The organism is Paraburkholderia strydomiana (assembly GCF_031456815.1).
In the GTDB taxonomy this organism is placed as follows: domain Bacteria; phylum Pseudomonadota; class Gammaproteobacteria; order Burkholderiales; family Burkholderiaceae; genus Paraburkholderia; species Paraburkholderia caledonica.
The window spans coordinates 1-21,439 of record NZ_JAVDVL010000002.1 but is presented as its reverse complement, the minus strand read 5'-3'; the positions used below and the strand labels follow the sequence as shown (position 1 = coordinate 21,439).

Genomic DNA, 21,439 nt, shown 5'->3' with positions numbered 1-21,439 from the left:
GCAATGCGGCCTCGTCGGCAAACCCGTTGCGGCTCGTACCGGCGCTTACGTTCTAAGGTTGACCTCGCGCTTTGCGGTATCCGGCCTTCGGCAGCGGTTTGCCCAACGCGTTAAAATCGCCCACCACGTGTGAACTTCTGAGCAGCGCGTTATCGCGACTCGCCCCGCATGAAGTTTTTACGAACGACCGTTCACAAATTTTGTATTTGCGCTAAACTGGCACGCAAGCCCTGATTCCACATGAAGGTCCTCGATTTACAGTGTCCGCACGGCCATCGGTTCGAAGGCTGGTTTGCTTCGGCTGATGACTTCGAATCGCAGCAGTCTCGCAAGCTGGTCGAATGTCCACTTTGCGGCGCGAAAGAGGTGAGCCGTTTGCCATCGGCGCCGCGCCTCAATCTGTCGGGTGCGACGGAAACAAAGGCGCCGGCGGCACCCGGCGAATTGCAGGCGCGTGTCATGCGTGCGTTGCGCGAGGTACTGGAAAAGACCGAGAACGTGGGCGACCGCTTCGCTGAGGAAGCGCGGCGCATTCACTACAACGAAGCGCCCGCACGCAATATTCGCGGTGTCACAACACCAGAAGACGCGCGAGCTTTGGTCGAAGAAGGCATCGAAGTGATGCCGTTGCCGGTCCCGGCTGCTTTGAAGGAACCTCTGCAGTAACGCAGTGGCTCTCTGGCGGCGGGCGGTGGCGGCCAGGAGACACTACGTATGAATCTGGACTATTCCCCCACTGAAACGGCGTTTCGCGCCGAGATCCGCGTTTGGCTCGAAGCCAATCTGCCTCGCGAGCTAAGCAAGAAAGTACTCAACCATAAGCGTTTGAATCGCGAAGACTTCGCAAGCTGGCACAAGCTGCTGGGTACGCGAGGCTGGTCGGCTGTGGCTTGGCCCAGAGAGTATGGCGGCCCCGGTTGGGACGCGACCCAGCGGCATATCTGGGAAGAAGAGTGCGCACGTGTCGGCGCGCCTACCGTATTGCCGTTCGGCGTGTCGATGGTCGCGCCCGTTCTCATGAAGTACGGTAGCGAAGCTCAGAAACGCTATTACTTGCCGCGTATTCTCGACGGCACCGACTGGTGGTGCCAGGGTTACTCGGAGCCCGGTTCAGGCTCCGACCTCGCGTCGCTGCGAACACGCGCCGAACGTGTCGGCGACCACTACGTCGTCAATGGCCAGAAGACCTGGACCACGCTGGGGCAGCACGCAGACATGATGTTCTGCCTCGTGCGCACGGACAGCGGCGCGAAAAAGCAGGAGGGCATTTCATTCCTGCTCATCGACATGAAAACGCCGGGTATTACGGTACGGCCCATCATCACACTCGACGAAGACCATGAGGTCAACGAAGTCTTCTTTGAAGATGTGAAGGTGCCCGTCGAAAATCTGGTCGGCGAAGAAAATCGCGGCTGGACTTACGCGAAGTATCTGTTGGGACATGAGCGCACCGGCATCGCGCGCGTCGGTCAATCCAAGCGCGAACTGGTTTTTCTCAAGCGCCTTGCGCTCGACACAAACAAGAACGGCAAGCCGCTACTCCATGACCCGGTATTCGCTGCAAAAGTAGCGAATCTCGAAATCGAACTGATGGCGCTCGAAGTCACCGTGCAACGCGTCGTCGCGAATGAAGCGGGCGGACGCGGACCGGGACCGGAGGCGTCGATGCTGAAGATCAAGGGCACGGAAGTGCAGCAAGCGTTGACTGAGCTCATGTTCGAAGCGGTCGGACCTGCCGCCGCGCCGTTTGACGTACCGTTCCTCGAAGGCGAGCGCGAGCACAGCATCGCCGGAGACGACGACGCTGCGCCGTTGGCTGCGTATTACTTCAACTTCCGCAAGACGTCGATTTACGGCGGCTCGAACGAAATTCAAAAGAACATCATCGCGCAGATGATTCTCGGACTTTGAGGAGCGGCGCATGGACTTCACTTTCAACGACGAGCAACAGCAACTTGCCGACGCGCTGCGCCGCTATCTGGACAGGAACTACGGCTTCGAAGCGCGCCAGGCGATCGTGAGATCGGATGCCGGGATCTCGGAAACGCATTGGGCCGCTTTGACTGAACTGGGCTTGCCGGCATTGCCTGTGCCGGAGGCCCAAGGCGGCTTCAATGGCGGAGCTGTCGATATGCTGGTCGTCATGCAGGAGCTCGGTCGGGCTTTGGTGGTCGAGCCTTACTGGGCCACCGCAGTTGGCATCGAAGCGCTGCGTCTTGCCGGCACGGGGCAGGGAGAGGACGCATCGCTGCTCGAGCGCGCCGCGCAAGGCGAGATCAAGCTCGCCGTGGCGTTTCACGAGCCGAAGGCGCGCTACGATCTGTTCGAGATCGCGACAGTCGCGACCTCGCAAGGCGAACAGCACACGCTGACCGGTACGAAGTCAGTCGTGCTGCACGGCGCGCAGGCGAATTACTGGATCGTGCCTGCGCGTTCGAACGGCGAGATCGCTCTCTTTGTCGTGCCGCGCGACGCGGCAGGCGTCAAGATCACCGATTACCGAACCATCGACGGCCAACGCGCAGCGACGCTCGAATTCAACGGCACGCCCGCACGCCAATTGCGCGGCCAGCACTCAGGCGCGGCGGCGTTGGAGCACATCGCCGACTACGGCACGCTGCTGCTCTGTGCCGAAGCGGTTGGCGCGCTGGACGCATTGAACACCGCAACCGTCGACTACACAAAAACTCGACAGCAGTTCGGCCAGCCGATTGCGCGCTTTCAGGCATTGCAGCACCGCATGGTCGAGATGCTGATTCACGCCGAGCAGGCCCGCTCGGTCACGTACCTTGCCGCCATGCGCTATTCGAGCGAAGACGCCGATCAGCGTCGCCGCTCGATCTCTGCCGCGAAAGTACGTGTGGGGCAAGCGGCGCGTTTTGTCGGCCAACAAGCGGTTCAATTGCATGGCGGCATGGGCGTGACGAACGAGGTCGCGGCCGCGCATCTGTTCAAACGTCTCGCTATTATTGAGACCACACTGGGCGATGTCGATCATCACCTGGCGCGGTTCGCCGCGCTGCCCGGTTTTGCCAGCATCGAAGTTTAAGTGGCCGATCGAATCGACCCGCAAGGAGATAGCGCAATGGCTTTGAGTTACGAGGACATGACGGTCGGATCAACGACCGAGATCGGCAAGCATACTTTCACGCGCGACGAGATCGTCGAATTCGCTGAGAAGTTCGATCCGCAGCCGTTCCATCTGAACGAGGCCGCGGCTGAGAAGTCGCCGTTCCGGGGATTGGTGGCGAGCGGCTGGCATACATGTTCGGTCATGATGGGCATGCTGGTGCGTAACGCGCTGGCGGACTCCACGTCGATGGGATCGCCCGGCATCGACGAAATACGCTGGCTCAAACCGGTACGCGTCGGCGATACGATCACCATGACGAATTCCGTGCTCGACAAGCGCATCTCCGAAAGCAAGCCGGATCGCGGCATCGTCTCCACGCAATGGGCGGGTATCAACCAGCATGGCGAGACGGTCGTTACGGTGCGCTCGAAAGGAATGTTCGGACTGCGCAATCCGGGCGCGGCGTCGTGACAATGGAGAGCACGGCACCGGCTGTCGCGTTCCGGAATGCCGCGGCATTGCGTGCGCTTGTCGGAGCGGCGCCGCTCACTAGCGACTGGGTGACGATCGACCAGCAGAGCGTCGATCGCTTCGCGCAAGCCACCGGCGACCATCAATGGATTCACGTGGATCCGGAGCGAGCGCGGCGCGAGTCACCTTTCGGCGGCGCAGTCGCGCACGGCTTCATGACTCTTTCATTGATCCCCGCGCTGCTCGAAAAAACAGTACGGCTTGAGCAGCGGATGGGCGTGAACTACGGGTTGAACCGCGTGCGGTTTACGTCGCCGGTACTTGTCGGCTCGCGATTGCGCGCACAGTTCGCCGTCGCGTCCGTCGCCGACATGGATGCCAGCAATGCCGGCGTGCAAGTAGTGTGGAACGTCACGTTGGAGCGGGAGGGCAGCGAACGGCCCGTGTGCGTCGCCGAGTTCATCACTCGCCACTATTTCTGACGCCCGCGGCCGATACGGAGACGGCGTAGACGGCAAGCTCTTCGGCTCACGCTTGCTTGCCATCTCGCCGCCCCACACCTCGATTTTTTAATGCTTCGCGTATTGCGTCGCGCCGAACAGCACTTCTTTCGCCTTGTCGTCCATCAGAGGCTTGCGAGCGGACGCCAGCACTTCGACGCCGCGTACAACCGCCGGGCGCGCCGCGATTTCCTCGTGCCATCGCTTCACATTCGGAAACGCATCGAGTTCGATGCCCTGGTTCTGCCACGAGCGGGTCCACGGGAACGATGCGATGTCCGCGATCGTATAGTCGTTTCCGGCGAGGTACTGGGTTTTGCCAAGCTGCTTGTCCATGACGCCATACAGGCGCCGCGTTTCGTTCGTATAACGGTTGATCGCGTACTCGATCGGCTCGGGCGCATAGACACGGAAGTGATGTGTCTGCCCCAGCATCGGACCGAGACCGCCCATCTGGAACATCAGCCATTGCAGAACGGAATAACGCTCAGCCGGATCAGTCGGCAGGAAGCGGCCCGCTTTCTCGGCGAGATAAATCAGGATCGCGCCGGACTCGAACAACGCGAACGGTTTGCCGTCCGCGCTCTTTGGACCTTCGGAATCCACAATGGCGGGAATCTTGTTGTTTGGACTGATATCGAGAAATTCGGCCTTGAACTGATCGCCAGCGCCGATGTTCACTGCATGCACCGCGTACTCGAGTCCCGTCTCCTCGAGCATGATATGAACCTTGTGGCCGTTCGGGGTCGCCCAGCTATAGACGTCGATCATCCTCGCTCCTTTCGTTCTGTAAAGCGGCGCTCCGAGGAGCGCCGCGCTTGACGAAAATTAGAGCATAGATCGCACGATGATGCTGGCGGCGCCCACAGATGCGCGCCTGGCCAGCAGCGCTCGAAACGAAGTTCGAGCAGGACGTCAAACGCGCGCAGCCGGCGTCTCCACACTAGCCGCCGCAGGCTCGATGTAACGCGCAAGCTCGAGTTTCGCGATTGCGTTGCGATGCACTTCGTCCGGACCGTCGGCGAAGCGCAAGGTCCGCGCGGAGGCGTAAGCGTAAGCCAGCGGGAAGTCGTCGCTGACGCCGCCGCCGCCGTGCGCCTGAATAGCCCAGTCGATTACCTGACACGCCATGTTCGGCGCCACGACCTTGATCATCGCGATCTCGCCGCGCGCGCCCTTGTTGCCGACGGTGTCCATCATGTACGCGGTTTTGAGCGTGAGCAGCCGTGCCTGCTCGATCATGCAGCGCGCCTCGGCGATACGTTCCTGCGTGACGCCTTGCGTAGCAACAGGCTTGCCGAACGCGACGCGTTGCATCGAGCGTTTGCACATCAATTCGAGCGCGCGCTCCGCAAGTCCGATCAGACGCATGCAGTGGTGGATGCGTCCCGGTCCAAGACGCCCTTGTGCAATCTCGAAGCCGCGGCCTTCGCCGAGCAGCATGTTCGTTGCAGGCACCCGTACATTGTCGAGCGTGATTTCCATATGGCCATGCGGCGCGTCGTCGTAGCCGAAAACGGAAAGAGGGCGGTGCACCGTAACGCCTGTCGCGTCGGCGGGCACGAGGATCATTGACTGCTGCTGATGGCGCGGCGCATCGGCATCCGTCTTGCCCATCACGATATAAATTTTGCAGCGCGGATCGCCCGCGCCCGAGGACCACCACTTGTGACCATTGATCACGTAGTAGTCGCCATCGCGCACGATGCTGGTCTGGATATTGGTCGCATCGGACGACGCCACTTCCGGCTCCGTCATCAGAAAGGCAGAACGAATCTGCCCTTGCAGAAGAGGTTCGAGCCATTCGCGTTTGTTCTCTTCGCTGCCGTATCGCTCGATCGTTTCCATGTTGCCGGTGTCGGGCGCATTGCAATTGAACACCTCCGGCGCCCATGGCACCCGGCCCATGATTTCGCACAGCGGCGCATATTCGAGGTTGGTCAAACCGGCGCCGCGCACCGAGTCGGGTAGGAACAGATTCCACAAGCCCGCGTCGCGCGCATTCTGCTTGAGTCGCTCAATCAGTTCGGTCGGCTGCCATGCGTTGCCGTTCAGCCGGTTTTGCGCAATCTCCGCATAGAACGCTTGTTCGTTCGGGTAAATGTGCTCGTCGAAGAAGGCGAGCAGTTTTTCGCGCAATGCCTGAACTTTCGGCGTGTAATCGAAATTCATCTATGGACCTCGCGGATAACGGACGAAATTTAATGTGGGCGCTGCTTGCTGTGCTGTTTGCCATTCGCTATTTGCTGCGCGCAGGCGTGTTCAGCAGTCTCCAGGCGCATTCAAGCGCGGTCAACGCACTTTCTGCGCATATTGCCAGGCGAGTTCGGCCATCGGCTTTGCCCGCCGGCCGGCGTCGAGCGCCTGCGCGCTGGCCGCAGTGCCGTCGACTACACGCTTCATGATGCCCTGCAGAATCGCGGCGATGCGGAACATGTTGTACGCGAGGTAGAAATTCCAGTCGCCCTGAATTTCAAAGCCCGTGCGCTTGCAATAACGCGCGACGTACTGCTGTTCGTCGGGAATGCCGAGCGCGGACCAATCGAGACCGGCGATGCCGCGAAACTGTGCGGGATCGACATGCCACGACATGCAGTGATAGGCGAAGTCGGCGAGCGGATCGCCTAACGTAGACAGTTCCCAGTCGAGCACCGCAAGCACTTTCGGTTCCTCGCGATCGAAGACGAGGTTGTCGAGCCGGTAGTCGCCATGCACGATCGACGCGCGCCCGCCGGATTGCGTCGGCATGTGCTGCGGCAGCCATTCGATCAGGCGCTGCATTGCGTCGATAGGCTCGGTCTCGGACGCAAGATACTGCTTGCTCCAACGGCCAATCTGACGCGCGAAATAGTTGCCAGGCTTGCCGTAGTCCGACAGTCCCACGCTCGTGGCATCGACGCTGTGCAGCGCTGCAATCACGCGATTCATCTCGTCATAGATTGCGCTTCGTTCACTGGCAGTCATGCCTGGCAGCGACTGGTCCCACAACACGCGGCCATCGACGAACTCCATGACATAGAACGCACGGCCTATCACGCTTTCGTCTTCGCACAGGGCCAGCATTTGCGCGACAGGCACGTCGGTGTCTGCGAGCGCATGCATTACGCGGTATTCACGTTCGATAGCGTGCGCAGACGGCAGCAACTTTGCCGCCGGCCCAGGCTTCGCGCGCATCACGTAGGCTCGCGACGGCGTGACCAGTTTGAATGTCGGATTCGACTGGCCGCCGGCGAACTGCTCGACCGTAAGCGGTCCGGAGAACCCATCGACATGCTGTGTCAGCCAGGCGGCAAGCGCTTCGTCGTTGAAGCGCTGCCGATCATTGACCGGGCGCGTGCCCTCGAAGGCAGAGTAGTCCGCTTGCTGTTCCGGCTCGCCGCTTTGTGTGGCTTGCACCATGTGTCTCCTCCGGTTTGGGTTCAGCTACGCGTGTATTGGATGAATTGTGCGTAGAGGATTTCCATCGTCGTATTGCGGACGTCGCGATGCAGCGGCGACGGCGGCGAATAATTGATCGCGCGCAGCACCCAGTCGCGCGGTGCTGCGCCGACGTCGAGCGCGTTAATGCAGCCGGTGGCCTGCGCGAGATGGCCGAAAAATGTGCGTCCGCCGGCGGTAAGCGCATGCGAAAGAATTGCGCGATTCACGCCGCCATGCAGCACTAGCAGAACCGTGTCCCACGAGGTGTCCTCGCGCAGGGCCGCCACGGCGGGCAGCACGCGATCGAACAACTCGCCGATCGTTTCACCGTCGAGAAAGCGCGTGCTCTCCGGCACGATACCGTCGAACACACCGAGAAACGCGGCCTCGATATCTTCCAACGGAATATGGCGCAGCTTGCCGCCGCGAATCTCCTGCCAGGCAGGCTCGATCTCCAGTGTGATCTGCTGACCCGTCTCGGCCAGCACGCGCTGCGCGGTTTCGACAGTGCGCGGCAAGCCGCTCACGATCACGCGATCGAACCGAACCTGCTGCTCTGCAAACACCCGGCCCGCCGCGCTCGCCTGCTCGCGGCCATTGGCGTTGAGCGGCACCGTTTCGGGATCGATCGTGCGGCCTGAGTCGTCAAAGTAAGTCACGTCGCCATGACGCATTAAAAAAATGCGGCGGCGTTTAGGTAACTGATAAGTGGGCATGGAAGCGGGCATGGAAGTGGGCATGGCTTCGCGCTCACTTATAAACGGGCGCGCGTTTTTCGAGGAACGCGGAAATGCCTTCAAGGCCCTCGCGATGATGCAGCGACGCGACGAAGTTATCGCGCTCTGCGATCAGGTGTTCGGAAAGCGGCTGCGTGCCGGCCGCACACACGAGGGTCTTGATGCGCGCCACCGAGTTCGGCGATATCTTGCCAAGTTCGTCGGCCCATGCGATGGCGGCGTCGCGCGCGGTGCCCGGCTTCGTCAGTTTGTTGACGACGCCTAGTTCGTGCAAGCGTGCCGCGCCTATCGGCTTGCCTTCGATCAGCACTTCGGTCGCGAGCTGGCGAGGCAAGGCCTGCGCGAGAAACCACGAGCCGCCGCCGTCGGGCGTGAGGCCGACCCGGGCATACGACATCACGAACTTGGCGTCGTCGGCCGCGACGATCAGGTCGCACGCGAGCGCAAGCGAGAATCCCGCGCCGGCTGCCGCGCCGTCGACGGCGGCAATCACGGGTTTCGAGGACAGCCGCAGCGCCGAGATCCACTCGGCTAGCAAATCGATACTCTGCGCCTGGACCGACGGATCCTTCGCGCGGTTCTCGAGCAGTCGGTTCAGGTTGCCGCCTGCACAGAAGAAATTGTCTGCGCCCGTGATCACAACGGCGCGGATCGACGGATCACGTTCCACTGAATCGAGCGCCTCGATGCCGGCCGCGTACATGTCGGGATGCAGTGCGTTGCGTGCGCCCGGGTTGGACAGCGTGAGTACCAGCGTCGATTCGCTTTCGGTAGGGCGCGAGGTCAGCAGTTCGGCGCTCATTGTTGGGTCTCCGGATTCTCTGTTTGAGTGTCGGTGGCGTCGCTCTGGGTCAGCGACATGCCGAGTTGTGCGCGGCGCGCGAGCCACGGCGAGGGGCGGTAGCGTGGATCGCCGAGCACGTCGAACATATTGCGCAGGATAGTGAGGATGGTTTTCGCACCGAGCGCGTCGCCGAGCGCGAGCGGCCCGCGTGGATAGCCGAGGCCGAGCATGACAGCGAGGTCGATGTCCTCTGGCGTCGCAATCTGCTTTTGCGCGATATCGCAGCCGATGTTGACGATCGTAGCGACCACGCGTTGCGCGACGAAGCCGGTCGAATCGCGGATCACGGTGACGGGCACGCCATCGGCCGAAAAAAGCGCATGTCCTGCGTCACGCGCGGCACGCGTTGTCGCGGGCGTGGTCATCAACGTACGGCGCTGCGTGCCGACGAGCGGAAAGAGTGCGTCGATAGCCACGACGCGGCTCGCGTCCAGCGCTTCGTCGACTGCAGCCGTGGTCGCGTCGTGACCGAACGGCGTGACGACGATCAGCGAGTCCGCCGCGGGCGAGGCGCCGTCGTCGAGCTTCACGCCGGCTTTGCCGACGAGTTCCACGACGGCCTGATAAGCCTCGCGATAGCGCTTGCTGACCCACACGCTGGTCGGCAGCGCGGCCGGCGCCGGGGTTTCGGCAGGCGCCTGCTGCTTCCCGTCTTCGTAGCGATAAAAACCTTCGCCCGTCTTGCGGCCAAGCAGTCCACCCGCAAGCCGTGTGCCGGTGATAGGCGAGGGCGTGAAGCGCGGCTCTTCATAAAACTGATGGTAGATCGACTCCATGACCGGATGCGATACGTCGAGTGCGGTCAGATCGAGCAGTTCGAACGGGCCGAGACGAAAACCCGCCTGCTCGCGCATGATCCTGTCGATATCCACGAAGCTCGCCACGCCTTCGCCCGCCACGCGCAGGCCCTCGGTGTTCATGCCGCGGCCCGCGTGATTGACGATGAAACCAGGCATGTCTTTCGCGCGCACCGGCGTGTGACCCATGCGGCGCGCGAGGTCCATTAATGCGTCGCCTGCCTGGCGGTCGCTGCGCAGGCCGTCGATCACTTCAACGACTTTCATCAGCGGGACCGGATTGAAGAAGTGATAGCCGGCCACGCGCGAGGGATCGATGCAGCCGGCCGCGATTGCCGTGATGGATAGCGAAGACGTGTTCGACGCGAGCACGCAACGTCCGCTCACCACGGTCTCCAGCTCGCGAAAGAGCGCCTGCTTGACGTCCAGCTTCTCGACGATCGCCTCGATGACCAGATCGCAATCCGCCAGATCGTTGATCGCGTGCGCGGCCGTGACGTTGGCGAGCGCCGCAAGCGAGCGCGCCTGTTCGAGCTTGCCTTTGGCGGTCAGTTTGGCGAAAGTTTCGGCGAGATAGTCTCGTGCGGCGCCGATCGCAGCGGGATTGGCGTCGTACAGACGCACGGTGAGGCCCGCGAGTGCAGCGATCTGTGCAATGCCGCGGCCCATTGCTCCGGTTCCGACAATGCCGATTGTCTCTATGCTGAAGTTGCGAGAGGTCATTGTGTTGCTCGACTCCATGGTTATTTTAGAATAGCACGCTCGTACAATTCATTTGATGATCGCCCGAAGGCCGCCTTCCTTCGATACGGCGGTCTCACACACCAACAAGGAAGGAGACAACGATGATCAACCTCTGCGGGTTCGCGCTCTCTAACTACTACAACAAGGTGAAGTTCGTTCTGCTCGAACACGGTATCGAGTTCGAAGAGGTGCTCGTACAGCCGAGCCAGGACGAGGCCATGCTCGCACACTCGCCGCTTGGCAAAGTGCCTTATCTGCAAACCGAAGAGGGCGATCTGTCGGAATCGCAATGTATTGTCGAGTACCTGGCCGCGCGCTTTCCCGACAAGCCGATTTTTTCCGCCGATCCATGGGAGGCGGCCAAGGAGCGCGAGCTGATCACCTTCGTGGACGTGCACCTGGAACTGACGGCACGCAACCTGTACAAGGAAGCATTTTTCGGCGGCACGTTGACCGACGCGACCAAGGGCCGGGTCGAGAAGCTGCTCACGCATCATATTGCGGGATTCAGGCGGATCGCCCGATTCACACCGTATTTGCGCGGTGAACGGTTCAGTGTCGCAGACGCAGCGGGCTACGTGAGTTTGCCGCTCGTCGGCATGGCCACGCAGGCCATCTACGGTCGCGATTTCCTGCTCGACGCGGGTCTCGACTGGAAGAGCTACGTGAAGACGATCAACAGCCGGCCGGCTGCGCAGCGTGTGACTGAAGACAGGAAGGCGTACATTGCGGCGTCGCGTCCGGCCTGACGCATAGCCCTGTGAGATCCCAGGCGAACCGCGACGCGAACTTCGACGCGTAACGCACGCATTGACGATTGCGCGCGATGGCGAGGAACGTGGGTTCGTTCGCAGCATCGCGCGTGACATGCTAGAGACGCGCGAGCCGTTCGAGCGCGGTGGCGAGCGTGCTTTCCTGCTTCGCGAAACAGAAGCGGACCACGCCCGACTCATGCGCTTCGTGATAGAAGGCCGACACCGGAATGGCCGCGACGCCGATTTCGCCCGTTAGCCACTGTGCGAATTCTGCTTCGGGCAGATCGCTGATTGCCGAATAATCGACGCACTGGAAGTACGTGCCGGTACAGGGCAATAGTTTGAAGCGCGAATTCGCGAGGCCGGCGCGGAAGAAGTCGCGCTTGCTCTGATAGAACGCCGGCAGTTCGAGATAAGGCGCCGGGTCCTTCATGTATTCGGCCAGTCCGATCTGCATTGGCGTGTTCACTGTGAACACGTTGAACTGATGCACTTTGCGAAATTCAGCGGTGAGCGCGGCCGGCGCCGCGACATAGCCGACTTTCCAGCCAGTGACGTGATACGTCTTACCGAAGCTCGATACGACGAAACTGCGCTGCGCCAGTTCTGGGTAACGGGCCACGCTCTCGTGCGGCGCTCCGTCGTAGACCATGTGTTCATAAACTTCGTCCGACAGGATGAGCACATTGGTGCCGCGCACGATTTCTTCGAGCTTGCGCATGTCTTCGGCGCGCCAGACGGTGCCGGTCGGATTGTGCGGCGTGTTGATCAGCAGGAGCCGGGTTTTCGGCGTGATCGCGGCGGCGAGCTTGTCGAAGGGGATTGCGTAGTCCGGCGCGTCGAGCGTGACGAATACCGGCTTGCCGCCCGCCAGTTCGATTGACGGTAAGTAGCTGTCGTATGTCGGCTCGATCACGACCACTTCGTCGCCGGGGTGGACCGCGCAGAGAATCGCCGTCAGCAGTGCCTGCGTCGCTCCAGCCGTGACCGTTATTTCGGTGGTGGCGTCGTAGCGGCGGCCATACACGTTTGCGATCTTGTCCGAGATCGCTTCGCGCAGCGGCGCGGCGCCGGCCATCGGCGGATACTGGTTGTGGCCGTCGCGCATTGCGTTCGCAACCGCATCCACGATCCGGGGATCGCAACCGAAGTCGGGAAAGCCCTGGCCAAGATTGACTGCGCCTTTTTCGGCGGCGAGCGCGCTCATAACGGTGAAGATCGTCGTGCCCACATTCGGCAGACGCGATGGAAACGAGGGACTCATGGGCGTGTCGTGCGGTGCATTCATGGCGCTATTCGGGCGTGACGAGTGAGTGGACGAAGGCATCGTTTTCAAACCGGCGAAGCCTGATTGTAGGGAATAGCGGCAGGGCGTGCGCGCCTGCCGTGTGCCGGTAGCCGTTCGGCCAGGGTTATACCGGACTTTCCGCTAGTGCAGCGGCCCCGCTGGTTGAACCGCTGACCAGGCCAGTAAGCAGAGCGGCGAACGGCGCCGGCTGTGCAATTTGAAACCCGAAATCCCGTGCGACCCGCTTCGCAAGTTTCAGCACCGCGCGATCTTTCGACACGAGCCAGTCTGCGCGGGCGGCGTGCGCGAGTTCGAGAAATTTCTGATCGTCGCGGTCTTTGCATTTCGGCAGCGGACGCGAGTCTTCCGGCTCGGCCACAAGTTCGACCATTTGTGCGAGCCGCGTGACGACGGCGAGCGCGGCGGACTTATCCACATTGCGACCGGCGAATTGCGGATAGTCGAGCACGTAGGTCAGTTCGGCGAGGCAGCGGGCGTCGATCACTGCGGCGAGCGTGCCGTTTTCCAGCGCGGCGCGAATTGGGCGCGTGTGCGGGTCGTCGAACACGAGAATATCGATCCACACATTGGAATCGAGAACGGCGCGCAAAGCGTCGTGTGAGGCATGGGAACCGGGCATTCGTTACAATCTGGCTTTCGTCTTTGACCGCCAGGCACGGCGTGCCTGCAAGCCTCTATGATAATCGTTCTGTCGCCGGCGAAATCGCTCGACTACGAAACTCCACCGCACGTCAAAAAACACACAATCCCCGATTTCGTCGACGATGCCGCCGAATTGATCGGCGGTTTGCGCCGTTTGTCGCCGCAGCAGATCGCTTCGCTAATGAGCATTTCCGACCAGTTGGCGCACCTCAATTTCGAGCGCTACGCGCAGTGGTCGCCGCGCTTCGGCACGGACAACGCGAAGCAGGCCGTGCTTGCGTTCAATGGCGACGTGTACGAGGGCTTCAACGCGAAGACGCTGTCCTCGGCAGATCTGGATTTTGCGCAGAACCATGTGCGCGTGTTGTCAGGTCTGTATGGCTTGCTGCGTCCGCTCGACCTGCTGCAGCCGTACCGGCTGGAAATGGGTACACGACTGCCCAATCCGCGCGGCAAAGATCTATATGCCTTCTGGGGCGAGCGGATCACGCAGGCGTTGAACGCCCAATTGAAAAGGCGCGCTGCAAAATCCCGTGTGCTGGTGAATTGCGCGTCGGGCGAGTATTTCAAGTCGGTCAAGCCGAAGCTGCTTGAAGCACCGGTCGTCACGCCCGTGTTCGAGGACTGGAAGGGTGGCCGCTACAAGATCATCAGCTTTCATGCGAAGCGGGCTCGCGGTTTGATGGCGCGCTACGCGGTAGAAAACCGCCTCGACGAGCCCGAGCAGCTGAAGGGGTTCGATTCCGAAGGCTATGCGTTCGACGCCGAAGCCTCGAACGATTCCACGTACGTATTTCGCCGCCGCGTCGCTGAATGAGCGCGGTGCCGCCCAGCGGGTTGCCGCCCACATATGCAGGAAATGACATCATGAGTTTATCGATTACGAGCAACTTCGACGGCGGCGCAATCGAGGTGCTGTCTTGCGCCGAGGCCGGCAATATCCGTTTGCGCGTGCGGTCCGACAGCCACGCGGAGTTCGCGCAGTGGTTCTACTTCCGCCTTTCCGGCGCGGCGGGCGAGCGCTGCGTGATGACCTTCGAGAACGCGGCGGCGTGCGCGTTCGCGGAAGGCTGGCGCGACTACCAGGCTGTCGCCAGCTACGACCGCGTGAACTGGTTTCGCGTGCCCACGTCGTACGACGGCCGTGTGCTGAGCATCGATCACACGCCGGAATTCGATCGCATTTATTACGCGTACTTCGAACCGTATAGCGAGGAACGCCACTCCGAGTTTCTCGGCGCAGTTCAACAGATGCCGCAAGCCACGCTTACCGAGTTGGGCACGACCGTCGAAGGCCGGCCGGTGTCGCTGCTCACGCTCGGCACACCGCAAACCGGCGACGTCGCGAGGAAAAAAATCTGGCTGATCGCGCGCCAGCATCCGGGCGAGACCATGGCCGAATGGTTCATCGAAGGACTCGTGAAGCGGCTGGTCGGCTGGGGCGATTGGGCGGGCGATCCGGTGGCGCGCAAACTGTACGACCACGCGGTGTTCTACATTGTGCCGAACATGAATCCGGACGGCAGCGTGCGCGGCAACCTGCGCACCAATGCAGCCGGCGCCAACCTGAACCGTGAGTGGATGGAACCGGACGCCGCGCGCAGTCCCGAGGTGCTCGTAGTGCGTGACGCCATTCACGCAACCGGCTGCGACCTCTTTTTCGATATTCACGGCGATGAGGCGCTGCCTTACGTCTTCGTGGCCGGCTCGGAGATGCTGCCGGGATTCACTGAGCGGCAAGGCGAGGAACAAAGGGCGTTCATCGAAGCGTTCAAACAGGCAAGCCCCGATTTCCAGAACGAGTACGGCTACGCCGCGAGCAAGTATCGCGAAGACGCGCTCAAGCTCGCTTCGAAATATATCGGCAACGAGTTTGGCTGCCTTTCATTGACGCTCGAGATGCCCTTCAAGGACAACGCCAACTTGCCGGACGAACGAGTGGGCTGGAACGGCGAGCGCAGCGCGTCGCTCGGTGCGGCGATGCTCCAAGCCATCTTGCGGCATGTAGAGACGTTCGCCTGAGTTCGCCGCATTGACGAAGGCACACATGCATTGCATGTGTGCCTTTTTTGTTGGCTGGTCGGAACGGCCGGCGCGCTTATGCGCCTTCCCGGTTTGCTGACAAGGGGCGCGAATTCGCCTGATCGTCGAATTCAGTAACGCTGCCATCGTGCATTGGTGCTTGCACGATTCGCAGCGTTAGCTTCGTCTTAGTGCTTTTTCTTTGCAGGCGTAGTCTTGCTGGACGACTTGCCCGAAGTGCTTTTCGACGACTTCGCGGAACTCTTCTTCGCGCTTTTGCCGCTTGCCGCCTGCTTGCCCTTCGCCCCGCGATGCTTACCCGATACTGCGCGCGACGATGAGGGCTCCGAGCTGCGCGCCCGCGCCGGGGGCACCGGATCGTTCCAGCTGAACGCCAGCATCTGCGCGCCGACATACCCACAGCGGAACTTCAGGTCGGCAGCGTCGCCCCCGCCGCTTTGACGAATACCGAGCCCTTCGACTGTGACGATGTTGTCGACCTTGACGCGTTGCTTGCCTTCGTCGAACGAATCGTTCCACGGCGTGATTGAGGCGTGCGCGCTGTCGAACGAACTAGGTGGAAACTCGACATGATCGAACGCGGTCGAGGTGCTCGCGACGAAGTTGCCATGTGCGGCGCAATCCGCGACGAGCGGATCGGCGTGCAATTCATTGACAAATCTGTTGACGAGGTCGTTGTGCTGTTCGAGTTGATCGGCGAATGCGGGCGCAGTGCATGCGAGGGAGAAGCTCGCTGCGAGTGTTGCCAACCGGCCGACCAGCCGCAGCAATCGGCGCGGTACGTTGGTGCAATCCATCTAGTTCGTTAGGCGCTATCGAGACGTGAGGCACGTAAGATACCTGGCGGCAGGGTTGAGTTCAATCGTGCCGCAACTATTTTTCGGTCGCGGTTTTCACCGCGCTTTGCGATGCTGGGCGCGCGACTGAACGCATTGACGCGACAAGCTCACCAGCACATTGATCATGCGTTGAGCCTTGCGCGCGTCTCACGTGCGCGGTCCGCCGAGCCGGTATCGCCGCACATCATAAGTGGTGACCCAGGCAGGGCGGTAGACGGCGATCAACGCCGTGGACATTCCCGTGAACCATGCCTCGCCGGTAGCGAGGAGAAGTACGCTGAGCGCGTAGCCTGCGGGCACGACGGTCACTGAGCCGTCGGCAAGCGCCACGTGAACGCCGAGCGCCGCAGCCGCGGTGAGCGACACTGTGATAGCCGGCGACACGAAGCCTTGGCCGAAGATGAACATGAAAAGATTGCGCGGCAGCCACGCAATGCTCGCTCGTTGAAGCAATGTCGAGATGCCGACGGGCAGCGCGCCGAACACAAGGAAGGTGAGTGCGATGCCTTGCCACGGAGCGTCGAAGATCAGGCCGGCAAGGCCGGTGACCACAGCCATTGCAATCAATGCCAGCGCCCAGTCGAATAGCGTCACGACGAGGGTCGCGCCGAGCAGATGCATGACCGTGCCGTCGTCGAGCCAGGCGTTGCTGGCCCATAGTACCGACAGGGCGACGATGATCGCCAGCCAGACATGCTGCAATGTGCCGTCTTGAAGTCGTTTGAAAGGATTTTTCCACAGCGCGAGCGCGACCGCTATCGCAGTGACGATCCAGCCACCGACAGCAACCCAGAACGGAAGCGGTGTGTAGAGGAAACCCATGAGTCTCATATTACTCGTTGGACGAGAAAAGGTGTGAGCGGATTCCATGCCAGCCGGTGCGAGCACTGGCACAAATCGCGCATCACGCCCGTAACGCGCAGGCGTCAGCTCACGTGGAGCCTTCTGTGACCGGCCCGGAGGAGGGCTCCGCCACGGACGCGTCGTCATAGGACGTGCCCGGCTCGGCCACCATCGGCAACGGAGCAGTTGGATCGTTAGCGGACAGGGGATATTGGAAGCGCCGCCCTGTGGCGCGCCGCAGCGGTACGGCGCCGGGCTCGCCCATGACTGGTCGGAGCAAGCCTTCTGCGTTACTGCGCAGTACTTGCAAATGATTTGTCAGCCAACCGTTGTAGAGCGCCACAGCGGCGGCGCGATTGGGCGCGCCCAGCTGCTGGAATATGCTGGTCAAATGGATTTTGACCGTGCCCTCGCTTATGCCCAATGTGCGCGCAATCATCTTATTGGTACTTCCCATATGGACGCAGCGCATGATCTGCTCCTGGCGAGGCGAGAGTCCGTTCGAAAGTCTCGGCCGGCGCGGTGGCGGGCTCTTCTCGTCAAACGGGCGGATAGCGGTATCCGCCGGCAGCGGAGGGTTGAGCGCCAGCGCGCCGGAAGGCACGTAGTGACCGCCTAGCATCACCATTTCGAAGGCGCGCACGATCAGGCACGGATCGGTTTCGCGCGGCACGACGCCGAGCACACCCTCGTCCATGAGTTCGCTCACCACCTTCGGCGAAATTTTGTCCGTCAGCACTGCAATGCGCAGATCCGGGTAGTGGCTAAGCAGGTTGCGGATGTCGGTGACCGACATCCAGTCCTGCCAGTCAACCACGAGCAGGTCGGGCCACTGACGTTTGAGCGTGCGCTCGACCTGGCGCCAGTCTTGTGCTTCGTTAAAACGCGCCAGCCGGTTGATTTGCCGTAACAGCGCCTTGAGGCCGTCGCGTCGTTCCGCGTCAGAGTTGAGAATCGAGAATCGCATGCATGTCTCCAGATGAATCGGGCGAAATGGCGCGATGCATTCGCCAGGCGTTGGGCCGGGCGGGTGTGCGATGCGTCGCCGTTCCTATGATGACAAATTCCCTGGGATTTGACGGCCTGTCCAAAAGGCATAGGAGAAATGACGTACAAAAAACCCCGCACGCGGCGGGGTTCGTCAATGAGCTGCTATACGCCGAAGGGGCGCGGCGGCCTAGTGGAAGTGCGGTTGCGCGGGTTCGGCGTCTTCCGGCATTTCCGCGTGGACGATCTCGCCGAGCGGATCGGCGTACAACGGGACGCCGCAGTCATCGCAATATTCAGGCTCGAAGCGGCCGGCGTGGCGGCGCACGTCCGTCACGCCGGTTTCCTTGAGGAGCGCGACGATTTCTTCGAGGGGCGCGTCGGGCGGTGCCGTTTCCTGCGGCTCTTCGTCAATGCCGGCCTCGCCATTTTCACGGCCATACAGCGGCCATACGACGCCGTAGATCACCTCGTTGCTGCCGCGGCGCGTAAAGCCGACGCGGTACTCGTCGATGCGGCGCTCGCCGAAGCCCGCAACCACCGCGCGCAGGTCCTGCGGAGCGGCACCAATTGTGTCGAACAGATAACGCACGGCAGTGCGCACCGTGTGAGGACGCACGCGTTCGTCGGCGTCACGGCATGCCGAGTAGTAGGCATCCGGCAACAGACACTCGAACTCGCAACCAGGCAACACTAGCGACAGATTTGCACCGCCTTGCGTCGCCCATTGCTCGAGGCACTGTCCTCGTTCGATCCGGGTTCCGTGCTCCTCTTCTTGCCAGCGAAACGTAGGCTCGCCGACGGGCGCCGCGACCACGGCAAGCAGGAAGCGCGGGTCGGCAAGAATCGGCGAGGTTTCCGGCAGTTCGCCGAAGTTGAGCTTGAGGCTGCCGCCAGCCATGGCTGCTTGTGCAAGTTGCTGGGCAATGCGCCATGTTTCGACGTGATGGCGCGGCAGCTGGTCGATGCTGTAGAGGAACGGCGCCATGGCGACACGCGTGTTCGCGGCGAGCACGTGAGCCTGCAGGTGCGCGCGCAAAGCGTCGGCGGCGTCGGCTTTGAGCGGCCCGGATGGAATCATGTAGCGAGTCCACGCGAGGATGGGCGCCGCAATCAGCAATGCCTCATACGCCACGCCTTCATGCTCGACGACGAACGACTCGCTGTGCGTTTCCGCCATGTCGGCCAGCGCCCCATAAGCATCGGGATGATTCTGCTGCAGATGGTCGAGGGCTGCGTCGAGCGTAGTCTGATTGGCGTTGCGCACGATCTTGGCCAGCAGCGCGTCGAGCTTCGCTTCCCAGAAGCGGTCCTCGGTGCGGCTGCCCGACGCGAAAAGCGCGAGCGAGAGACCGACAAGCTTGTCGGCATCGGGGGGGAGACGTTTGGCGATTCGCGAGCGCATAAATCCGGAAGTTGGGTGCACAGAACCTTTTATTGTAGTCGTTTCCGTGGCGCCATATTATTTGGCGCGCGGTGCCGCAACGATTCGGACGTTTCTGCGCGAAAAATCGGACCGTGGGCGTATGTTCGATCGTGCTTCGGTCGTTAATTCGTCAAATAATGTAAGCGGGTCAGCTAGCGACAGTGGCTTTTGTATACTGGCCGATTCGACGGGCGCCGGAACGCGGCGTTCGTACTTGTCGCCTCGGTCTGGCGTAACGGGAGATTCATTGTGAAATCGGACCAACTGATTGAACGCCTCGCCGCGGTGTTCGCGCTGATCGTCCTGGTGGGCGGCTCGTTACTGGTCCTCGCGCCATTCACGACGGCGTTACTGTGGGGCGCAATTCTTAGCTACAGCTCCTGGGGGCTATACCGGAAGCTGACCGCGGCACTTGGCGGCAGGCGCAAGTCGGCTGCCACATTGATTGTGTTCATTATTCTGATCGTGGTATTGGGGCCGTTTGTCTACGCGGGTTTTGCGTTTGGTGCGCACGTTCACGACATCGTCGCTCTGGTTCAAAGGTTGTTCGAAGCAGGTTTGCCGGATTTGCCGCCCTGGGTGGCGCGGGTTCCGGTGATCGGGTCAAGCATCCAAAGTTTCTGGGAGCGTCTGACAAGCAGCAATTCAGAACTGATCGCTCAGTTGCGTACGCTTGCTGCGCCGGCCGGCAAGTGGATCCTTGCGGCGGCCATTGCCGTTACGCACGGTCTTGGGCTATTGGCGCTAAGCATTGTGCTGGCTTTTTTCTTTTATACCGGGGGAGAGGGTGCGGGCGCGTGGTTGAACGCGGGCATGCGGCGTATCGCCGGCGACCGTGCCGACTACCTGCTGGCGCTCGCGGGCAGTACGGTCAAGGGCGTCGTCTATGGAATTCTGGGCACTGCGCTTGTTCAGGGCATTCTCGCTGGGTTCGGCTGCTGGATAGCTGGCGTGCCGGCGCCTGCATTGCTTGGTCTGGCGACGTTTTTCCTGTCCGTAATCCCGGGAGGCCCCGTGATCGTATGGTTGCCGGCGGCAATCTGGCTCTACCACGGCGGTGCGACAGGATGGGCGCTCTTCCTGGTGGTGTGGGGTGTGCTCGTCGTGGGCATGTCCGACAACGTTATTAAGCCGATCCTGATCGGCAAGAGCAGCGACATGCCGCTGATTCTCGTCATGCTAGGTATCCTGGGCGGCGCGTTCGCTTTTGGCTTCCTCGGGGTTTTCATTGGACCGACTTTGCTCGCAGTGGCGTACACGGTGCTGCACGACTGGACTATCGGAGCGACCGCTGGCGGTGCGCTGGCGCCGGGTGCCAAACCTGCCGTTGCGGAAGAAGTTGGCCGGATAGAAAAGACGCCTTGAATAAGAGCAAATAACGCTTGCAAGGCGCTGGCCGGCTCGCTAGAATCTCGCTCTTTCGTGCTCCGGACACCGGGGCACGGGAAGCGGGAAAGCCAGTAGTGGCAAGGCTTCGAGCGGTGGCGGCAGGTTCAGGCAGTAACAGAAACCTGTTGACGGCGCAGCCGGAGTTCTTCATAATCTCGTTTCTCTGCTGCAGATGCAGCGACGCAGAACGAAGCGGTGCCGGGTGGTGGTAGGAAGGCAGCGCGGAGTGAGCGGATCGATCTTTAAAAACTAACAGCCGATAAGTGTGGGCGCTTGATGCGCGACGCGAGCCGGGCCTTTCGGGGTCTGGCGCAAAGCGAAAGTATCAAGTCTCACACAGTAATGAAAGGAAGGTTTGGTCATCGAGAGATGGTTGAACACTTCGTCAGTACGTTGAGTGAGCGACCGGTTGGTAAAACAACCGAAAACAGTAACAGGTTTGAACTGAAGAGTTTGATCCTGGCTCAGATTGAACGCTGGCGGCATGCCTTACACATGCAAGTCGAACGGCAGCACGGGAGCAATCCTGGTGGCGAGTGGCGAACGGGTGAGTAATACATCGGAACGTGTCCTGTAGTGGGGGATAGCCCGGCGAAAGCCGGATTAATACCGCATACGCT

21 protein-coding genes and 1 rRNA gene are annotated in these 21,439 nt (G+C 61.3%); 10 read left to right on the top strand and 12 right to left on the bottom strand.

The annotated features are described in order from the left end of the window. Positions 1-240 precede the first annotated feature (240 nt). From J2W46_RS05650 to J2W46_RS05630, 5 genes are read left to right on the top strand one after another with little or no spacing between them, the layout of a single operon-like run. The gene (locus tag J2W46_RS05650) at positions 241-666 is read left to right on the top strand and encodes a DUF1178 family protein (RefSeq protein ID WP_288828426.1); all 426 of its coding nucleotides are present in this window, start codon (positions 241-243) and stop codon (positions 664-666) included. A gap of 48 nt (positions 667-714) precedes the next feature. Further along, complete coding sequence (locus J2W46_RS05645; RefSeq protein ID WP_310352112.1) at positions 715-1,911, top strand: acyl-CoA dehydrogenase family protein; 1,197 nt, start codon at positions 715-717, stop codon at positions 1,909-1,911. Positions 1,912-1,921: 10 nt separating this feature from the next. Next, positions 1,922-3,049: an acyl-CoA dehydrogenase family protein gene (locus tag J2W46_RS05640; protein ID WP_310352110.1), complete on the top strand. Its 1,128-nt coding sequence runs from the start codon at positions 1,922-1,924 to the stop codon at positions 3,047-3,049. A gap of 36 nt (positions 3,050-3,085) precedes the next feature. Further along, on the top strand, positions 3,086-3,544 hold the full coding sequence (locus J2W46_RS05635; protein ID WP_027776676.1) for a MaoC family dehydratase: 459 nt from the start codon (positions 3,086-3,088) through the stop codon (positions 3,542-3,544). 2 nt (positions 3,545-3,546) lie between these two features. Beyond that, the gene (locus J2W46_RS05630) at positions 3,547-4,026 is read left to right on the top strand and encodes a MaoC family dehydratase (protein ID WP_310352107.1); all 480 of its coding nucleotides are present in this window, start codon (positions 3,547-3,549) and stop codon (positions 4,024-4,026) included. Between the two features lie 87 nt (positions 4,027-4,113). On the opposite strand, the gene J2W46_RS05625 is transcribed toward J2W46_RS05630, so the two are convergent. From J2W46_RS05625 to J2W46_RS05600, 6 genes are all read right to left on the bottom strand, one after another. Next, positions 4,114-4,815 (bottom strand): glutathione binding-like protein, encoded by a 702-nt coding sequence (locus J2W46_RS05625; RefSeq protein ID WP_087754072.1) that lies wholly within the window; start codon positions 4,813-4,815, stop codon positions 4,114-4,116. Between the two features lie 144 nt (positions 4,816-4,959). Further along, positions 4,960-6,216, bottom strand: a complete 1,257-nt coding sequence (locus tag J2W46_RS05620) for an acyl-CoA dehydrogenase family protein (protein ID WP_204522143.1) — start codon at positions 6,214-6,216, stop codon at positions 4,960-4,962. Positions 6,217-6,336: 120 nt separating this feature from the next. After that, positions 6,337-7,443: a phosphotransferase gene (locus tag J2W46_RS05615; RefSeq protein ID WP_310352104.1), complete on the bottom strand. Its 1,107-nt coding sequence runs from the start codon at positions 7,441-7,443 to the stop codon at positions 6,337-6,339. A 20-nt stretch (positions 7,444-7,463) separates the two neighbouring features. Further along, the gene (locus J2W46_RS05610; RefSeq protein WP_310353057.1) at positions 7,464-8,180 is read right to left on the bottom strand and encodes a histidine phosphatase family protein; all 717 of its coding nucleotides are present in this window, start codon (positions 8,178-8,180) and stop codon (positions 7,464-7,466) included. Between the two features lie 34 nt (positions 8,181-8,214). After that, the gene (locus J2W46_RS05605; protein WP_087754069.1) at positions 8,215-9,003 is read right to left on the bottom strand and encodes an oxepin-CoA hydrolase, alternative type; all 789 of its coding nucleotides are present in this window, start codon (positions 9,001-9,003) and stop codon (positions 8,215-8,217) included. After that, positions 9,000-10,565 carry a 3-hydroxyacyl-CoA dehydrogenase gene (locus J2W46_RS05600; protein ID WP_310352101.1) on the bottom strand — a complete coding sequence of 522 codons (1,566 nt, stop codon included), beginning with the start codon at positions 10,563-10,565 and terminating at the stop codon, positions 9,000-9,002. Before J2W46_RS05600 ends, J2W46_RS05605 begins: the two co-directional genes overlap by 4 nt. A 122-nt stretch (positions 10,566-10,687) precedes the next feature. Between J2W46_RS05600 and J2W46_RS05595 the strand changes: the two genes are divergently transcribed. Further along, on the top strand, positions 10,688-11,335 hold the full coding sequence (locus J2W46_RS05595) for a glutathione S-transferase family protein (RefSeq protein WP_310352098.1): 648 nt from the start codon (positions 10,688-10,690) through the stop codon (positions 11,333-11,335). A gap of 121 nt (positions 11,336-11,456) precedes the next feature. Here the strand turns inward: J2W46_RS05595 and J2W46_RS05590 are convergent, their stop codons facing one another. Both J2W46_RS05590 and J2W46_RS05585 read right to left on the bottom strand, forming a co-directional pair. Further along, positions 11,457-12,629, bottom strand: coding sequence for a pyridoxal phosphate-dependent aminotransferase (locus J2W46_RS05590; protein ID WP_020069608.1), 1,173 nt, complete (start codon positions 12,627-12,629; stop codon positions 11,457-11,459). Between the two features lie 124 nt (positions 12,630-12,753). Further along, positions 12,754-13,269, bottom strand: coding sequence for a putative toxin-antitoxin system toxin component, PIN family (locus tag J2W46_RS05585; protein ID WP_310352095.1), 516 nt, complete (start codon positions 13,267-13,269; stop codon positions 12,754-12,756). 57 nt (positions 13,270-13,326) lie between these two features. On the opposite strand from J2W46_RS05585, the gene yaaA reads away from it, so the two are divergent. Together yaaA and J2W46_RS05575 are read left to right on the top strand one after the other, a co-directional pair. Continuing rightward, on the top strand, positions 13,327-14,109 hold the full coding sequence (yaaA, locus tag J2W46_RS05580; RefSeq protein WP_310352092.1) for a peroxide stress protein YaaA: 783 nt from the start codon (positions 13,327-13,329) through the stop codon (positions 14,107-14,109). Between the two features lie 50 nt (positions 14,110-14,159). Further along, the gene (locus J2W46_RS05575) at positions 14,160-15,314 is read left to right on the top strand and encodes a M14 family metallopeptidase (protein ID WP_310352088.1); all 1,155 of its coding nucleotides are present in this window, start codon (positions 14,160-14,162) and stop codon (positions 15,312-15,314) included. Between the two features lie 188 nt (positions 15,315-15,502). Here the strand turns inward: J2W46_RS05575 and J2W46_RS05570 are convergent, their stop codons facing one another. From J2W46_RS05570 to J2W46_RS05555, 4 genes are all read right to left on the bottom strand, one after another. Then, positions 15,503-16,132, bottom strand: a complete 630-nt coding sequence (locus J2W46_RS05570; protein WP_310352086.1) for a BspC domain-containing protein — start codon at positions 16,130-16,132, stop codon at positions 15,503-15,505. Positions 16,133-16,321: 189 nt separating this feature from the next. Continuing rightward, the gene (locus tag J2W46_RS05565) at positions 16,322-16,996 is read right to left on the bottom strand and encodes an energy-coupling factor ABC transporter permease (protein ID WP_020069613.1); all 675 of its coding nucleotides are present in this window, start codon (positions 16,994-16,996) and stop codon (positions 16,322-16,324) included. 109 nt (positions 16,997-17,105) lie between these two features. Continuing rightward, a complete protein-coding gene (locus J2W46_RS05560) occupies positions 17,106-17,984 on the bottom strand; it encodes a response regulator transcription factor (protein ID WP_310352084.1) in 879 nt (292 codons plus the stop codon). 210 nt (positions 17,985-18,194) lie between these two features. Next, positions 18,195-19,409: a DUF2863 family protein gene (locus J2W46_RS05555; protein ID WP_088173606.1), complete on the bottom strand. Its 1,215-nt coding sequence runs from the start codon at positions 19,407-19,409 to the stop codon at positions 18,195-18,197. A gap of 270 nt (positions 19,410-19,679) precedes the next feature. Between J2W46_RS05555 and J2W46_RS05550 the strand changes: the two genes are divergently transcribed. Both J2W46_RS05550 and J2W46_RS05545 read left to right on the top strand, forming a co-directional pair. Then, positions 19,680-20,795 (top strand): AI-2E family transporter, encoded by a 1,116-nt coding sequence (locus J2W46_RS05550; RefSeq protein WP_131320531.1) that lies wholly within the window; start codon positions 19,680-19,682, stop codon positions 20,793-20,795. Between the two features lie 465 nt (positions 20,796-21,260). After that, a 16S ribosomal RNA gene (locus J2W46_RS05545) occupies positions 21,261-21,439 on the top strand; the annotation flags it as partial.

What these genes read in the sequence shown, in the direction of transcription:
- J2W46_RS05645 (WP_310352112.1), top strand. Translation starts at nt 715, where the DNA reads ATGAATCTGGACTATTCCCCCACTGAAACGGCGTTTCGCGCCGAGATC.
- J2W46_RS05570 (WP_310352086.1), bottom strand. Translation starts at nt 16,132, where the DNA reads ATGGATTGCACCAACGTACCGCGCCGATTGCTGCGGCTGGTCGGCCGG.
- J2W46_RS05625 (WP_087754072.1), bottom strand. Translation starts at nt 4,815, where the DNA reads ATGATCGACGTCTATAGCTGGGCGACCCCGAACGGCCACAAGGTTCAT.
- J2W46_RS05605 (WP_087754069.1), bottom strand. Translation starts at nt 9,003, where the DNA reads ATGAGCGCCGAACTGCTGACCTCGCGCCCTACCGAAAGCGAATCGACG.
- J2W46_RS05630 (WP_310352107.1), top strand. Translation starts at nt 3,547, where the DNA reads ATGGAGAGCACGGCACCGGCTGTCGCGTTCCGGAATGCCGCGGCATTG.
- yaaA (WP_310352092.1), top strand. Translation starts at nt 13,327, where the DNA reads ATGATAATCGTTCTGTCGCCGGCGAAATCGCTCGACTACGAAACTCCA.
- J2W46_RS05650 (WP_288828426.1), top strand. Translation starts at nt 241, where the DNA reads ATGAAGGTCCTCGATTTACAGTGTCCGCACGGCCATCGGTTCGAAGGC.
- J2W46_RS05640 (WP_310352110.1), top strand. Translation starts at nt 1,922, where the DNA reads ATGGACTTCACTTTCAACGACGAGCAACAGCAACTTGCCGACGCGCTG.
- J2W46_RS05565 (WP_020069613.1), bottom strand. Translation starts at nt 16,996, where the DNA reads ATGGGTTTCCTCTACACACCGCTTCCGTTCTGGGTTGCTGTCGGTGGC.
- J2W46_RS05600 (WP_310352101.1), bottom strand. Translation starts at nt 10,565, where the DNA reads ATGACCTCTCGCAACTTCAGCATAGAGACAATCGGCATTGTCGGAACC.
- J2W46_RS05615 (WP_310352104.1), bottom strand. Translation starts at nt 7,443, where the DNA reads ATGGTGCAAGCCACACAAAGCGGCGAGCCGGAACAGCAAGCGGACTAC.
- J2W46_RS05610 (WP_310353057.1), bottom strand. Translation starts at nt 8,180, where the DNA reads ATGCCCACTTATCAGTTACCTAAACGCCGCCGCATTTTTTTAATGCGT.
- J2W46_RS05595 (WP_310352098.1), top strand. Translation starts at nt 10,688, where the DNA reads ATGATCAACCTCTGCGGGTTCGCGCTCTCTAACTACTACAACAAGGTG.
- J2W46_RS05555 (WP_088173606.1), bottom strand. Translation starts at nt 19,409, where the DNA reads ATGCGCTCGCGAATCGCCAAACGTCTCCCCCCCGATGCCGACAAGCTT.
- J2W46_RS05620 (WP_204522143.1), bottom strand. Translation starts at nt 6,216, where the DNA reads ATGAATTTCGATTACACGCCGAAAGTTCAGGCATTGCGCGAAAAACTG.
- J2W46_RS05575 (WP_310352088.1), top strand. Translation starts at nt 14,160, where the DNA reads ATGAGTTTATCGATTACGAGCAACTTCGACGGCGGCGCAATCGAGGTG.
- J2W46_RS05585 (WP_310352095.1), bottom strand. Translation starts at nt 13,269, where the DNA reads ATGCCCGGTTCCCATGCCTCACACGACGCTTTGCGCGCCGTTCTCGAT.
- J2W46_RS05560 (WP_310352084.1), bottom strand. Translation starts at nt 17,984, where the DNA reads ATGCGATTCTCGATTCTCAACTCTGACGCGGAACGACGCGACGGCCTC.
- J2W46_RS05635 (WP_027776676.1), top strand. Translation starts at nt 3,086, where the DNA reads ATGGCTTTGAGTTACGAGGACATGACGGTCGGATCAACGACCGAGATC.
- J2W46_RS05590 (WP_020069608.1), bottom strand. Translation starts at nt 12,629, where the DNA reads ATGAATGCACCGCACGACACGCCCATGAGTCCCTCGTTTCCATCGCGT.